This is a genomic window from Xanthomonas sp. GW (genome assembly GCF_014236815.1).
Lineage (GTDB): Bacteria > Pseudomonadota > Gammaproteobacteria > Xanthomonadales > Xanthomonadaceae > Xanthomonas_A.
In genome coordinates, this window is record NZ_CP051189.1 from 2,070,029 (window position 1) to 2,083,937 (window position 13,909).

The window sequence follows — 13,909 nt, forward strand, 5'->3', positions numbered from 1 at the left end:
AACCGGCACTGCCGCGGCGGGCGGCGGCGAACCGGCGCCGCGCAAGGCGTTTCGCGTCGGGACGGCCCGCTGCCGTCCCCGCGCCGGCAGCGCGAGCGTCGCGCTGCCGCGGGAGGCGCCTCAGCGCACGTAAGGCGACTCGGCGTTCTCTTCCTGCTTGCGCTTCGCCTCGTCGTAGCGCTTCTGTGCTTCTTCGCCGCTCATCTGGTACTTGGGGGCGATGTGCGGCAGCAGCAGCTTGGCCCAGGCGGTGGTGATGCGGCTGCTCTCGGTGGGGCAGCGCTGGGCGCGGTCCTCGGGCAGCATGCCGCTGGTCACCAGGCGCAGGTACTTGCCCGGGTCGCGTCCGTACAGCATGCACATCAGGTTGTAGAAGCGCTGCTGGCCGAGCGAGTGCTCGTCGGCGAAGTCGGCCGCGCCGTACTGTTCCTTGGTGTTGAGCACGAAGAACAGCCCGGCCAGCCGCAGGTTCTCGGCCAGGTCGCCGGGCGACTCGTTGGGTGCCATGAACATCAGCATCAGCGAAGAGGCGAGCTGGTCGGCCGAATCCTCCTCGCGGCCGGTGCTGGGCAGGCTCAGCATGTCGATCAGCGCATGGCCGAATTCGTGCAGCATGATGAAACGGGTGTTCGCCAGCAGGAAACGTGCGCTGAAACTGTCGTCCTGGTTCTGCTCGCCCAGGCTGGCGCCGATCTTGGTCAGCATCTCCACCATTTCGTAGCACAGCACCAGTTCGTGCTTGGTCGGCGAATAGAAGGCGTTGGTCTGCTTGCACTCGGCGGTGATCAGGTGCAGCGGGCCGGGCAGCATCAACAGCCCGTCCATCGCGTTGACCTCGGGCAGGCGGTGCAGGATGTCGATCTTGACCGCGAAGTCGTACGCGTCCTGCAGCGCCGGATCGCGCGGCGGCACGTATTCGTAGGTGAACTTGACGCCCTCGGCCTTCGGCTCCTCGGTCGTCGCGTCCTTTGCCGGCTCCGGCTGCGGACCCTGCTGCGCATCGACCGCATTGCCGGCGGCGGCATCGGCGACCGCATCGGCGGAGGCGCCCTTGGCCGCAGGCTTTGCCGGCGGGGGCAGCGTCGCGGGCACGGCGGCGGCGGACTGTTGCCCCTTCCATGCGGTATAGGCCCAACCGCCGCCTACGGCGAACAGCGCCACGATCAAGATCGCGATGAGAGTCTTTTGCATGCGTTTCCTTCCTTGGTGACGGTGGCGGCCGGCGCTTCCCGGCTGAGCTGCGGCGAGATGGTACGGTGCCTATTGCCGTCTGGGAAGATGCCGCCGCGTCAGCCGCTGTCGGCGTCGATCGCCTGCGCGCGCTGCACCGCCGGCCGCGCCGCCATGCGTTCGACGTAGGCGCGGGTCGGCGCCGGCGGATCGACCAGGCCGAAGCCGATCATCCAGCCCAGCGCGCTGCCCCACAGCACGTCGGCGGCGGTACAGCGGTCGCCGAGCAGGTAGTCGCCGCGCGCCAGCTGGTCGTCGACCACGCCCATCACCGTGTCGCAGTCGGCGTACGGCGACATCGCCCGCGGCGGCGCTTCGCGCTTGAGCGCGCGGTCGATGATCGCCGGTTCGAACGCCGAGCCGTAGAACGCCAGCCAGCGCAGGTAGGGGCCGCGGCGCGGATCGCCCATCGCCGGGGCCAGTCCGGCTTCCGGGTAAAGATCGGCCAGGTATTGGTAGATCGCCACCTGTTCGGTGACCACCGCGCCGGCGTGGTCGATCGCCGGCACCTTGCCCATCGGGTTGATCGCCAGGTACTCCGGCGCCAACTGCTCGCCGCTGGCGAAGTCGATGCGTTCCAGCGTGTAGTCCGCGCCCAGCTCCTCGAGCAGGATCAGCACGCCTTTGGAGCGGGATTTGGGGTTGTGGTACAGGGTCACATGGCGGTCGGCGATGGGCATGGCGGCTCTCCTCGTTGATCGAGCGCCCATGCTAGGCGCTATTGCGGACGGATTCTGTCCGCAATACCGTGCGCCATATGGCTTCCCCTGCCTCCCGCACCTTGCGCCTGATCGGCTTGCTGCAGACTCGCCGGGTCTGGGCCGGCGCGGAGCTGGCCGAGCGCCTGGGCGTGGACCGGCGCAGCCTGCGCCGCGACATCGAGCGCCTGCGCGCCCTGGGCTACGCGGTGCAGGCCTCGTCCGGGGTCGGCGGCGGCTACCGGCTGGCGGCCGGGGCGCAGATGCTGCCGTTGCTGTTCGAGGACGACGAGGCGGTGACGGTCGCGGTGGCGCTGCGCGCGGCCGCGGCCAGCATGGGCGGCCTGGAGGACACCGCACTGCGGGTATTGGCCAAGCTCGACCCGCTGCTGCCGGCGCGGGTGCGGCAGCGCGCCGGGGCATTGCAGGCGGTCACCCTGTCGCTGGGCCAGGAGCCGGCGGCGGACACCCAGGTGCTGATCGGCATCGCCAGCGCCTGCCGCGATCGGCGCCTGCTCGGCTTCGGCTACTGCGACCATGCCGGACGCAGCAGCCAGCGCCTGATCGAGCCGCTGCGCCTGGTCAACTACGGGCGCCGCTGGTACCTGCTGGGCTGGGACCGCGACCGCGCCGACTGGCGCACGTTCCGCGCCGAGCGCATCGTGCCGCCGCTGCAGCCGGGCGAGACGATCGCGCCGCGCCTGCCGCCGCGCGATCCGGCGGCGATGGTGCGCGACGCGATCCAGCACAGCCCGCTGCCGCAGCAATTCGGGCTGAGCGTGCGCCTGCGCGGCAGCATGGCCGACCTGGGTCCGCGCATTCCGTCCTGGTGCGGAACCCTGCAGGCCGAGCAGGACGGTCATTGCCGGCTGACCATGCTGGCCGACACGCTGCCCTGGCTGGCGGCGCAACTGCTCACCCTGGGCGTGCCGTTCGCCGCGCTGCAGGCCGACGCGGCGGTGATGGCCGGACTGCGCAGCGCGCTGGCCGACCTGCTGGCGCAGCTGCCGGCCACCCCCGAATGAGCCGGCCAGGCGCGAGGCGGGCCGGGTGGCGAAACGGGCGGCCGGTCCCGCCGCCGTCGCCGCGCACTTGGCAAGCGCCGGCGAAGTTGGGACACTCGCCGCCATGAAGGGGATGGTGGGGCTTCTGGGGCTTGCAATCGCAACGCTGTCGGCAATGCCGGCCAGTGCGGGCACCCTATACAAGTGCATCGGCGGCGACGGCGTGCCCAGCTACGTCAGCAAGCGCGTGGCCGGTGCCAGCTGCAGCGTGGTCGGCAGCTATGCGCCCGACCGCCGCGCCGCACGCCCTGCGCCCGCAGTTGCCGCCGTCTCCGCCGAACGTGCGGCCAACCGCGGTGTCATCACCCTGGCCGCGCCGCAGTCCGGCGCCCCGGCCACCATCATCAGCACGCCGGTCGCAGCGCCGGCGCCGGTCGCCGCCAGCGTGGCGCCGAAGAGCGTGGCGCCGAAGAGCGTGGCGCCCGTGCCTGCGATGACCGGGACCGCGCCGCGGCGGGTGGTCAGCGGCCAGGTCTATTCCTATATGAAGGACGGGGTGCGCCACTACACCAGCGCGCGGCCGACCCAGGTCGCCAGCCTCGGCGCGGTGCGCACCATCCGCTACAGCTTCATCGAGACCTGCTACGCCTGCGCCAACCCCGGCCTGAACTTCGGTGCGGTGCGGCTGAATACCACCGCCTATCAGAGCGAGATCGCCGCCGCCGCGCGCGAGTACGGGGTCGACGAGGCGGTGGTGCGAGCGATCATCCATGCCGAGTCGGCCTACAACCCGATGGCGCTGAGCCGCGCCGGCGCGCAGGGCCTGATGCAGCTGATGCCGCCGACCGCGCGCCGCTTCGGGGTCAGCGATTCGTTCGATGCGTCGCAGAACATCCGCGGCGGCGTGCAGTACCTGGCCTGGCTGCTGAAGCGCTTCAACGGCAACCTGACCCTGGCCGCCGCCGGCTACAACGCCGGCGAAGGCGCGGTAGACAAACACGGCGGGGTGCCGCCGTACAGCGAGACCCAGCGCTACGTGCAGCGCGTCGGCCTGCTCGCCGACCGCTACCGCGGCGTGCTGGCGACGGCGCATTGAGGCATTCTCTTGCCGTCGCGACGATGCATTGTCTGCGCGTTAAGGGTTCCGCTACACTGCAGTGGATTTTATGCGGTTCGACCCCCACCGAACCGCTGGCAGCCTAATGCTACCCAATCAAAAAATCGGAGTGCCGGATGGCCAACGATGGGGTCAACGATTCTGTTAATGCAGGACGCCGCCGCTTTCTCACCGCCACCACGGCGGTGGTGGGCGCGGTGGGTGCGGGTTTCGTCGCGGTTCCTTTCATCAAGTCCTGGAACCCCAGCGCAAAGGCCAAACTGGCCGGTGCGCCGGTCACCGCGGACATCAGCGCATTGCAGGAAGGGCAGCGCCTGATCATGGAGTGGCGCGGTCAGCCGATCTGGATCGTCAAGCGCTCCAAGGCGATCCTGGACGCGTTGCCGACGCTGGATGGGCGGCTCAAGGATCCCAAGTCCGAGGTCACCGACCAGCAGCCGGCCTACATCAAGGGCGAGGGCCGTTCGATCAAGCCCGACATCTCGGTGCTGGTCGGGCTGTGCACGCACCTGGGCTGTTCGCCGGAGATGGTCGCCGAGATCCGCCCCGAACCCTACGATCCGGAGTGGAAGGGCGGCTATTTCTGCCCCTGCCACAAGTCGCGCTTCGACATGGCCGGCCGGGTGTTCCAGGGCGTGCCCGCCCCGATCAACCTGCTGGTGCCCCCGCATCATTACCAGGACGACAACACGCTGATCATCGGCGTCGATCCCAGTTCGTCCGCGAAGGGGGCAGCGTAAGCCATGGCCGAGAATCTCCTTACCCGCACCGCGGGCAACGTGTTCGACTGGGTCAACGAGCGCGCGCCGGGGCTGATGCCGTTCTACCGCAAGCACGTCGGCGAGTACTACGCGCCGAAGAACTTCAACATCTGGTACTACTTCGGTTCGCTGGCGATGGTGGTGCTGGTCAACCAGATCGTCACCGGCATCTTCCTGACGATGCACTACAAGACCAGCGCGGCCGAGGCGTTCAACTCGGTCGAGTACATCATGCGCGACGTCGAGTGGGGCTGGCTGATCCGCTACATGCACTCCACCGGCGCCTCGCTGTTCTTCATCGTGGTGTACCTGCACATGTTCCGCGGCCTGCTCTACGGCAGCTACAAGAAGCCGCGCGAGCTGGTGTGGATCCTCGGCATGCTGATCTACCTGGTGCTGATGGCCGAAGCGTTCATGGGCTACGTGCTGCCGTGGGGGCAGATGTCGTTCTGGGGCGCCAAGGTGATCATCTCGCTGTTCGGCGCGATCCCGGTGATCGGCAACGGCCTGACCGAGTGGATCATGGGCGACTACCTGCCGTCCGACGCCACGCTCAACCGCTTCTTCGCGCTGCACGTGATCGCGCTGCCGCTGGTGCTGTTGCTGCTGGTGGTGCTGCACCTGGGCGCGCTGCACGAGGTCGGCTCCAACAACCCCGACGGCGTGGAGATCAAGAAGGGACCCAAGGGCAACCGCTGGGATCCGAACAAGCCGGCCGACGGCATTCCGTTCCACCCGTACTACACGGTCAAGGACCTGGTCGGGGTCGGCTTCCTGCTGCTGATCGGCGCCTTCATCATCTTCTTCGTGCCCGCGTTCGGCGGCCTGTTCCTGGAGCACGACAACTTCACCGAGGCCAACCGCTTGGTCACGCCCGAGCACATCAAGCCGGTGTGGTACTACACGCCGTACTACGCGATGTTGCGGGTGGTGCCGAACAAGCTCGGCGGCGTGCTGGTGATGTTCTCGGCGATCGCGATCCTGTTCCTGGTGCCGTGGCTGGACCGCGCCAAGGTCAAGTCGATCCGCTACCGCGGCTGGATCTCCAGGGTGATGCTGGGCGTGCTGGCGGTGTGCTTTGTGTGGCTCGGGGTGATCGGTTCCGGTCCCGGTACCGATGCCAGCGAGACCATCATCGGCCGCGTGCTGACCGTGCTGTACTTCGGATTCTTCCTGACCATGCCGGTCTGGACCACGTTGGACCGGACCAAGCCGGTGCCGGAGCGGGTGACCACCCATGACTAAGCCCGTGATCGCCGTGCTGGCCTGCTCCGCGAGCGTTTCCTTGTTGTCCGCCATGAGCTACCTGTTGCCGTTGGGGCAGATCGTGTTCTGGGGCCGGCAGGCGCTCGGCTCCTTGTTCGGTGCGATGGCGGAGGGATCCCTATGAGCAAGCGCCTGATGTCCGTCCTGGCCTGCTTCGCCTCTGCGCTGCTGTTGTCCGCCTCGGCGCTGGCCGCCGAGGGCGGTGCCACCCAGCAGGCCGGCAACGACCTCGGCGACCGCGCCTCGCTGCAACGCGGCGCCAAGCTGTTCATGAACTACTGCTCCGGCTGCCATTCGCTGAAGTACCTGCGCTACTCGCGCATGGCCGAGGACCTGGGCCTGAGCGAGGACGAGGTGATGGCCAACCTCAACTTCACCGGTGCCAAGGTCGGCGAGCACATCGAGGCGGCGATGCCGCACGATGCGGCGGCCAAGTGGTTCGGCAAGGCGCCGCCGGACCTGAGCCTGATCGCGCGCGTGCGCGGCACCGACTGGGTCTACACCTACCTCAAGTCGTTCTATCTGGACCAGTCGCGCCCGTTGGGCTGGAACAACAAGCTGTTCGCCAACGCCTCGATGCCCAATCCGCTGTGGGAGCTGCAGGGCCTGCAGCAGCCGATCTACGGCAAGGCCGAGCAGCCCGGCGTGGACAAGCCGGTGGAACGGCTGCAGCTGTCTTCGCCGGGCAGGGAAACGCCGGCGCAGTTCGACCAGACGGTCCGCGACATCAGCAACTTCCTCGAATACGCCGGCGAACCGGCCGCGCTGAAGCGACAGAGCCTGGGCGTGTGGGTGGTGCTGTTCCTGGCGCTGCTGACCTTCCTCGCCTATCTGCTGAAGAAGGAATACTGGAAGGACGTGCATTGAGCGTCGGCCGCAATGCCGGCGCGTTGTCTGCATCGTTGCTGACCCGATCCCCTGTTCATCCTATTGGCTTTTGCGAGCGAGGGTTGCACACTCAGGGGCCGTGATGACCGTCAGCAGGGTGTTGGCGGCATCGATGCGGCCGGCGGATTCCGGTCGTCGGAGAGCCTTGAATGGCGGCGAGTGTGCGTATGCGAAATACCTTGACGTTGTTTTCTTCCACGGATGACGTGCTGTGCCACCGCGTCCGTCTGGTGCTCGCCGCAAAGGGCGTGACCTACGATTTCGTGGCGGTGGATCCGCAGAATCCTCCCGAAGACCTGATCGATCTCAATCCCTACCACTCGGTGCCGACGCTGGTCGAGCGCGAGCTGGTGCTGTACGCCGCCTCCGTGGTCAGCGAATACCTGGACGAGCGCTATCCGCATCCGCCGCTGATGCCGGTCGATCCGTTGTCGCGCGCGCGCCTGCGCCTGGCCATGCTGCGCATCGAGCACGACTGGGTGCCGCAGGTGCAGGCGATCCAGCTCGGCAACAAGGCCCAGGCCGAGGCCGGGCGCAAGCGGCTCAAGGAGCTGCTGACCGCGTCGGTGCCGCTGTTCAAGGCCAGCAAGTTCTTCCTCAATCCGGAAATGAGCCTGGCCGATTGCGCGATGGCGCCGATCATCTGGCGCCTGCAGGCGCTGGACATTCCGCTGCCCAAGGACGGCAAGGCGATCGAGGACTACGGCAACCGCATCTTCCGCAATCCCGGTTTCATCCGCAGCCTGACGGATCAGGAAAAGAAGCTGCGCGACCTGCCGGCCTGATGTTCCGGCCGCGCGTGGCGCATCCGGTTTTTCCCGCGTTGCGCCGGCGCCATTGCGTGCCGGCGCGTAGAATTGGCGCATGACCGACGATATTTCCCGCATGACCAGCCATCGCCCGTACCTGTTGCGGGCGCTGGTGGAGTGGATCAACGACAACGGCATGACCCCGCACATCCTGGTGGATGCGGGCCTGCCCAACGTGCAGGTGCCGCCGAGCGCGGTCAAGGACGGCCGGGTGGTGCTCAACATCGCCGAGCGCGCGGTGGTGCGGTTGCAGATCGACAACGACGGGGTCAGCTTCACCGCCCGCTTCGGTGGCGTCAGCTATCCGGTGCAGGTGCCGATGGCCGCGGTGCTGGCGGTGTACGCGCGCGAGACCGGGCAGGGCATGGCGCTGCCGGACGATATCCACGGCGCCACCGAACCGCCGGGCGACGATACACCGCCGCCGCGTCCCAGCGGTTCCGACGATGGCAGCGGCGGCAAGCGCCCGCATCTGCGCGTGGTGAAGTAACGACGACGTGGGGCTGCACCGGCCCGAATGTGGCCGGCGCGATGGTCCGATTCGCTGTTGGCGTCGATGCCCGGCGGATCGCGCGCATCGTCAGGCGCTGCGCATCATTCGCCGCGGCCCCCGCGCGCCAATCCCAGGTTGGATCGAGCCCTTGTAGGAGCGCCTTCAGGCGCGACCGACATCCATGCAAAACATCATTGTCCGCCCTGCGAGAGAGCCCTTGCGGGGTGCGTCTTCGCGAACGACGACCCAGCGCCTCACTCGCGCGGCGCACGTCCTTCGTGCAGCGCCGTCACCGTGGCCACCGAGGGGCCGGTGAAGGCGATCAGCTGGTCGCCGAGCAGCACCAGGCGGCCGCTGTGGCGATCGACGCCATCGTAGGAATAGTCGAAACGGAAGGTCCGCTCGAAGCCGAGCCAGCCGCTGGGCAGGCGCCGCAGGCGCAGGCCGGTGCCGTGCACGCTCTGGTCCAGCCATTGCACATCGGCGGCCTTGCAGGCATTGCGGCCGAGGCTTTCGGCGCGTTCGGCGGCGGCGCGCGACGCGTTCCAGAACGCGAACACCGCGGCGCCGGCAATCATCAACAGGATCAGGCTAGGCATGCGTCACTGTAGCGAGACGCGGGGTGGAGCGGCAATGCTTGGTTGGGGACTCGGGACTCGGGACTCGGGACTCGAGGCCGGGGCCGGAATTCGAAGAAGCGCCGATTGCGAGCGCAAAGTCTTCGTGTGCGGCTAATGGCTTCTTGTGGGGGCGACTTCAGTCGCGACGGGTCTCACCGACAAAGCCTGCCGCGACCGATGACCCGAAGCGAGTCGGCATGGATCCTGGAGGCCGCAAACAGTCGATAAAACGCTAGCGTCCCGGCTGCGGTTCGGTCGCTTGCGGTTGCGGCACGGGCATCGCCGGCGCAGCGGCTGGCGCGGCGCCGGATGCCGCCGGTGGCACCATCGGCGCAGTGGCCGGCAGCGGGACCTGCGGCGCGGCCGGATCCACGGCGGGAACGACGCCCGGCATCACTGGTGGCTGCAACTGCGCCTGCGGTTGCAACTGCAGCAGCGCCGCCCAGTCCTGGCGATTGAAGTCGCATAGCTCTTCGTGGCCGGGCGTGCACTCCAGGCCGGCACCGTCGTCGCCGACCTGGTCCTGCGCCAGCGGCGCCTCCAGTTGCAGGCGGCCGGCGCGGTCCAGCGGCAGCTTGCGCATGGTCACCGCGTTGAGCACGTTGCCGCCGATCAGGTACAGCGTGTGGTCGCCGCCGACGTTGGCCGCGACCACGATGTCGCAATGCGATTCCCACGGCAGCGCGCCGCCGCGTGCCAGCGCCTCGCGCAGCCCGGTCGCGCCCAGCGGCTGCTTGCGCCCGCGCAGGAAGCACAGCAGGTCGCCCGGCGCGGGTTTGTCCTGCTGCGGGTCGGCATAGCGGTAGGGCAGGCCATCGGTACCGGCCTGGTAGGCGGCGCGGATGTAGTCGATGTGCCGCACCGAGGTATGGAAGCCGCTGACGCCGGCGCGCACCATCACCCAGGACACGAACGCCGCCGACCACGGGTTGTCGACGATGAACGCGCGGCAATCCGCTTGCTGGTAGCGCGAACCGTCCAACTGCTGGCAACTGGCGGCGCCGTCGCTGCCGCCCATCGCGCCCAGCGTGCCGCTGTCGCGCCAATAGGCGGCCACGCGCTGCCAGGCCTCGATGCCGTGATCGGCGAGATAGCTGCGCTCGGCCTCGGTCACGCGCAGGCCGGCGAGCCGGCCATCGTGATCGATGAACGGCCGCCACCACAGGCGATGCTCGTTGCAGGCGGTGCGCACGATGGCGACGGCGGCGGGCGTCAGGCCGAAGCGCGGCGGCAGGTCGCACACCTCCGCGGCGGCCGCGCGGCCGGCGGGAAACAGGGCGGCGGCACACAACAACGCGAACCAGGGGCGGGCCATCGGCGAACTCGGTGAATAGGGGATGTCGTGCAGCGTCGCAGAGCGGCGTGGCCGCGGCCGTGAAGTCAGTGCGGCGGCGGTCCCAGCTTCAATGACAGGTCCACCGCCTGCACGTGCTTGGTCAGCGCGCCGATGGAGATGCAGTCCACGCCGTCGGCGGCGATCGCGCGCACGCCGTCCAGGTCGACGCCGCCGGAGACTTCCAGCGGAATCGCGCGATGGAACGGCGCCGCCGCGGCGATCGCCACCGCTTCGCGGCGCTGCGCCGCATCGAAATCGTCGATCAGGATGCGGTCGCAGCCCACCGTCAAGGCTTCGCGCAGTTGCGCCAGCGTTTCCACCTCGACCACCAGCGGCAGCGCCGGCCACTGCGCGCGCGCGGCCTGCACGGCCGCCGTCAGCGAGCCGGCGGCGTGGATGTGGTTTTCCTTCAGCATCACCGTGTCGTACAGGCCGACGCGGTGGTTGCTGCCGCCGCCGCAGCGCACCGCGTACTTCTGCGCCAGGCGCAGGCCGGGCAGGGTCTTGCGCGTGTCGAGGATGCGCGCGCCGGTGCCGGCGACCGCGGCCACGTAGGCGGCGGTGGCGGTGGCGGTGGCGGACAGGGTCTGCAGGAAGTTCAGCGAGGCGCGCTCGGCGCTGACCAGTGCGCGGCTGCGCCCGTGCAGCAGCGCCAGCACCGTGCCGGCGACGACGCGGTCGCCTTCTGCGATGCGCCAGTCGATCCGCACCTGCGGGTCGAGTGCGCGGTGGCAGGCGTCGAACCAGGGCCGGCCGGCGATTACCGCGTCCTGCTTGCACAGCAGGTAGGCGCTGTCGGCGCGATCGGGCAGCAGCATGGCGGTGACGTCGCCGCTGCCGATGTCCTCGGCCAGCGCGCGCGCCACGTCGGCGTCGATCGAGGCCTGCGCCGGCGGCTGCAGCGGCGCCGCGGCGCCGCTCATTTGCCGGGGAAGTCGGCGAGCTGGGCGGTGCCGATCGCTTCTTCGGCCAACAGCACTGGGATGCCGTCGTCGACGCGGAACAGCTGCTTGCGGTCGCGGGTGATCAGCGCCTCGCGCAGCGCTTGCGCCTGCGGACTGCCGTCGGCGCGCTGCACGCCGCCGGCGGCGATGGCGCGGTTCAGCGCCTCCAGCCCGCGCGCATCCAGCAGGGCCAGCGGTTGGCGGGTGTCGGGCGAGCACAGCAGGTCGAGCAGTTTGCGATCCATCCGGTCTTCGTCTTGCGTGGAAGACGGCTAGAATACGTCTTTAAGGCAGGGGACGGCCATGACCTCCAAGCAAACCGCGCCGCTCGTCGGCATCGTGATGGGTTCCCGCTCCGACTGGGAGACCATGCAGCATGCGGCGCAGAAACTCGATGCGCTGGGCGTGCCCTATGAAGTGAAGGTGGTGTCTGCGCACCGCACCCCGGACGTGCTGTTCGCCTATGCCGAAGCGGCCTCCAGCCGCGGCCTGCGCGCGATCGTGGCCGGCGCCGGCGGCGCGGCGCATCTGCCGGGCATGCTCGCGGCCAAGACCGCGGTGCCGGTGCTCGGCGTGCCGGTGCAGTCCAAGGCGCTGAACGGTCTGGATTCGCTACTGTCGATCGTGCAGATGCCGGCCGGCATCCCGGTGGCCACATTCGCGATCGGCAACGCCGGTGCGGCCAATGCCGCGCTGTTCGCCGCGGCGATGCTCGCCGCCGAGCACGCCGACATCGCCACCGCGCTGGACGATTTCCGCCAGCGCCAGACCGACGAGGTGATGGCCAAGGACGACCCGCGCCAATGAGCACCACTGTCGGAATCCTGGGCGGTGGCCAGCTGGCGCGGATGATGGCCGTGGCCGGCGCGCCGCTGGGCCTGCGCTTCGTGATGCTGGATACGGTGGCCGACGCCTGCGCCGGGCAGGTCGCGCCGCTGCAGGTCGGCGACTACCGCGACGAGGCGGCGCTGGCCGCGTTCGCGGCCAAGGTCGACGTGGCCACCTTCGATTTCGAGAACGTGCCGGCGGCCAGCGCCGAATGGCTTGCCGGGCAGGTGCCGGTGTTCCCGAACCCGCGCGCGCTGGCGGTGGCGCAGGACCGCCTGGCCGAGAAGACCCTGTTCCGCGAACTGGGTATCCCGGTGCCCGATTTCGCCGCGATCGACAGCCGCGCCGAACTGGACGCGGCGCTGGCGCAGATCGGCACCCCGTGCATTCTGAAGACCCGGCGCCTGGGCTACGACGGCAAGGGCCAGTTCCGGATCAAGTCCGCGGCCGACGCCGATGCGGCCTGGTCCGCGCTGGGCGCGCAGGCGGCTAGCGTGGGCCTGATCGTGGAAGCCTTCGTGCCGTTCCAACGCGAGATCAGCGTGGTCGCGGTGCGCGGTCGCGACGGTGAGTTCCGTACCTGGCCGCTGACCGAGAACTGGCATGTGCAGGGCGTGCTGTCGGCCAGCCTGGCCCCGGCGCAGGCCGACGCGGCGCTGGCGCAGGCGGCCATTGCCCACGCGCAGGCGCTGGCCGAGCGCCTGCAGTACGTGGGCGTGTTCGCGCTGGAGCTGTTCTGCCGCGACGGCGAACTGCTCGCCAACGAGATGGCGCCGCGGGTGCACAACTCCGGCCACTGGACCATCGAAGGCGCCGAGACCTCGCAGTTCCAGAACCACCTGCGCGCGGTGTTGGGCCTGCCGCTGGGGTCCACGCGCATGCTCGGCCATGCCTGCATGCTCAACTGGATCGGGCAGATGCCCGACGCCGCGCCGGTGCTGGCGCAGCCGGGCGGGCATTGGCACGACTACGGCAAGGAAGCGCGCGAGGGCCGCAAGGTCGGCCACGCCACGCTGCGCGAGGACTCGCCGGCGGCCCTGGCGCAGGCGCTGCACACGGTTGGCGCGCAATTGCAGCGCGGCGACCAGGTCGCGCCGGTGATCGAGAGGTTGCGCGAAGGCTGAGCGGACTGGGAATGCCGCGCCCAGGCTGCACCTGGGGGCGGCCCGAAAGGGTGGCAACGCCCACGCGGCTACGTGTCAGCCGTCATTCGACCAATCCACGCGGCCGCAGGCCGGTCATCCCCAATCCCCAATCCCGGCTTCACCGCAGATTCGCCGCCACGAACTCCCAGTTCACCAGCTTCCAGAACGCTTCCAGGTAGCGCGCACGGTCGCCGCGGTAATCGATGTAGTAGGCGTGCTCCCACAGGTCGCAGGCCAGCAGCGGGAGGTCCTCGCCGGTCAGCGGCGAGCCGGCGTTGACGGTAGCGAGCAACGCCAGCGTGGCGTCCGGGCGCTGCACCAGCCAGACCCAGCCCGAACCGAACACGGCCAGCGCCATGCGTGCGAACTCGGCCTTGAAGCGGGCGACGTCGCCGAAGCTCTTGGCGATGCGCTCGGCCAGCTCGCCGCCCGGTTCGCCGCCGCCGCGCGGGCGCAGCCCGCGCCAGTAGAACTCGTGGTTCCAAACCTCGGCCGCGTGCTGGAACAGGCGGCCCTGGGTGCGGCGCACCAGCTCCTGCAACGGCAGGTCGGCGAATTCGCTGCCGGCGATCTGCGCATTGAGGCGTTCCACCAGCGCGCGCTGGTGCTGGCCATGGTGCTGGTCCAGGGTCTCGGCGGACAGGTGCGGCGCCAGCGCCGCGCGGTCGTACGGCAGGGGAGCGAGTTCGATGGCCATGGATCCTCGGGAGCGGTTTCGGGAGCGCGTTTCGGTACTGTCGTGCGCAGGGCTTACACTATGCGGCTACGCG

Annotated in this window: 17 protein-coding genes; 10 read left to right on the plus strand and 7 right to left on the minus strand. The window is 69.3% G+C overall.

Going from position 1 to position 13,909, the window contains the following annotated elements; translation table 11 throughout:
• Positions 1–120: 120 nt before the first annotated feature.
• Entirely contained in the window at positions 121–1,191 is a 1,071-nt protein-coding gene (locus tag HEP73_RS08650) for a DUF4344 domain-containing metallopeptidase (RefSeq protein WP_185822873.1), read from the minus strand.
• Positions 1,192–1,289: 98 nt separating this feature from the next.
• Positions 1,290–1,910 carry a glutathione S-transferase family protein gene (locus HEP73_RS08655; protein WP_185822874.1) on the minus strand — a complete coding sequence of 207 codons (621 nt, stop codon included), beginning with the start codon at positions 1,908–1,910 and terminating at the stop codon, positions 1,290–1,292.
• A gap of 77 nt (positions 1,911–1,987) precedes the next feature.
• Between HEP73_RS08655 and HEP73_RS08660 the strand changes: the two genes are divergently transcribed.
• The 8 genes from HEP73_RS08660 to HEP73_RS08695 all read left to right on the plus strand — a co-directional run bounded on the left by HEP73_RS08660 (position 1,988) and on the right by HEP73_RS08695 (position 8,263).
• Positions 1,988–2,953, plus strand: coding sequence for a helix-turn-helix transcriptional regulator (locus tag HEP73_RS08660; protein WP_185822875.1), 966 nt, complete (start codon positions 1,988–1,990; stop codon positions 2,951–2,953).
• Between the two features lie 103 nt (positions 2,954–3,056).
• On the plus strand, positions 3,057–4,028 hold the full coding sequence (locus HEP73_RS08665; protein WP_185822876.1) for a lytic transglycosylase domain-containing protein: 972 nt from the start codon (positions 3,057–3,059) through the stop codon (positions 4,026–4,028).
• 137 nt (positions 4,029–4,165) lie between these two features.
• Positions 4,166–4,789: a ubiquinol-cytochrome c reductase iron-sulfur subunit gene (petA, locus tag HEP73_RS08670; RefSeq protein WP_009598116.1), complete on the plus strand. Its 624-nt coding sequence runs from the start codon at positions 4,166–4,168 to the stop codon at positions 4,787–4,789.
• Between the two features lie 3 nt (positions 4,790–4,792).
• Complete coding sequence (locus HEP73_RS08675; protein WP_185822877.1) at positions 4,793–6,055, plus strand: cytochrome b; 1,263 nt, start codon at positions 4,793–4,795, stop codon at positions 6,053–6,055.
• Positions 6,048–6,200: a hypothetical protein gene (locus tag HEP73_RS08680; protein WP_185816021.1), complete on the plus strand. Its 153-nt coding sequence runs from the start codon at positions 6,048–6,050 to the stop codon at positions 6,198–6,200. Before HEP73_RS08675 ends, HEP73_RS08680 begins: the two co-directional genes overlap by 8 nt.
• 11 nt (positions 6,201–6,211) lie before the next feature.
• Positions 6,212–6,943, plus strand: a complete 732-nt coding sequence (locus HEP73_RS08685; protein ID WP_458309683.1) for a cytochrome c1 — start codon at positions 6,212–6,214, stop codon at positions 6,941–6,943.
• Positions 6,944–7,113: 170 nt separating this feature from the next.
• Complete coding sequence (locus HEP73_RS08690) at positions 7,114–7,749, plus strand: glutathione S-transferase N-terminal domain-containing protein (protein WP_009598113.1); 636 nt, start codon at positions 7,114–7,116, stop codon at positions 7,747–7,749.
• Positions 7,750–7,828: 79 nt separating this feature from the next.
• Complete coding sequence (locus tag HEP73_RS08695) at positions 7,829–8,263, plus strand: ClpXP protease specificity-enhancing factor (RefSeq protein WP_185816023.1); 435 nt, start codon at positions 7,829–7,831, stop codon at positions 8,261–8,263.
• 257 nt (positions 8,264–8,520) lie between these two features.
• On the opposite strand, the gene HEP73_RS08700 is transcribed toward HEP73_RS08695, so the two are convergent.
• The 4 genes from HEP73_RS08700 to HEP73_RS08715 form a co-directional block, all read right to left on the minus strand.
• Positions 8,521–8,865 carry a DUF3301 domain-containing protein gene (locus HEP73_RS08700; RefSeq protein ID WP_184410328.1) on the minus strand — a complete coding sequence of 115 codons (345 nt, stop codon included), beginning with the start codon at positions 8,863–8,865 and terminating at the stop codon, positions 8,521–8,523.
• A 253-nt stretch (positions 8,866–9,118) separates the two neighbouring features.
• Entirely contained in the window at positions 9,119–10,201 is a 1,083-nt protein-coding gene (locus HEP73_RS08705; protein WP_185822879.1) for a DUF2272 domain-containing protein, read from the minus strand.
• Positions 10,202–10,266: 65 nt separating this feature from the next.
• Complete coding sequence (gene nadC, locus HEP73_RS08710) at positions 10,267–11,145, minus strand: carboxylating nicotinate-nucleotide diphosphorylase (protein ID WP_185822880.1); 879 nt, start codon at positions 11,143–11,145, stop codon at positions 10,267–10,269.
• Entirely contained in the window at positions 11,142–11,411 is a 270-nt protein-coding gene (locus tag HEP73_RS08715; protein ID WP_039005221.1) for a Trm112 family protein, read from the minus strand. The genes nadC and HEP73_RS08715 overlap by 4 nt, the downstream gene beginning before the upstream one ends.
• Positions 11,412–11,469: 58 nt before the next feature.
• Between HEP73_RS08715 and purE the strand changes: the two genes are divergently transcribed.
• Positions 11,470–11,973 (plus strand): 5-(carboxyamino)imidazole ribonucleotide mutase, encoded by a 504-nt coding sequence (purE, locus tag HEP73_RS08720; RefSeq protein WP_185816026.1) that lies wholly within the window; start codon positions 11,470–11,472, stop codon positions 11,971–11,973.
• The gene (locus HEP73_RS08725) at positions 11,970–13,118 is read left to right on the plus strand and encodes a 5-(carboxyamino)imidazole ribonucleotide synthase (RefSeq protein ID WP_185822881.1); all 1,149 of its coding nucleotides are present in this window, start codon (positions 11,970–11,972) and stop codon (positions 13,116–13,118) included. Before purE ends, HEP73_RS08725 begins: the two co-directional genes overlap by 4 nt.
• Before the next feature lie 139 nt (positions 13,119–13,257).
• Here the strand turns inward: HEP73_RS08725 and HEP73_RS08730 are convergent, their stop codons facing one another.
• Positions 13,258–13,836 (minus strand): superoxide dismutase, encoded by a 579-nt coding sequence (locus tag HEP73_RS08730; RefSeq protein ID WP_185822882.1) that lies wholly within the window; start codon positions 13,834–13,836, stop codon positions 13,258–13,260.
• Positions 13,837–13,909 lie beyond the last annotated feature (73 nt).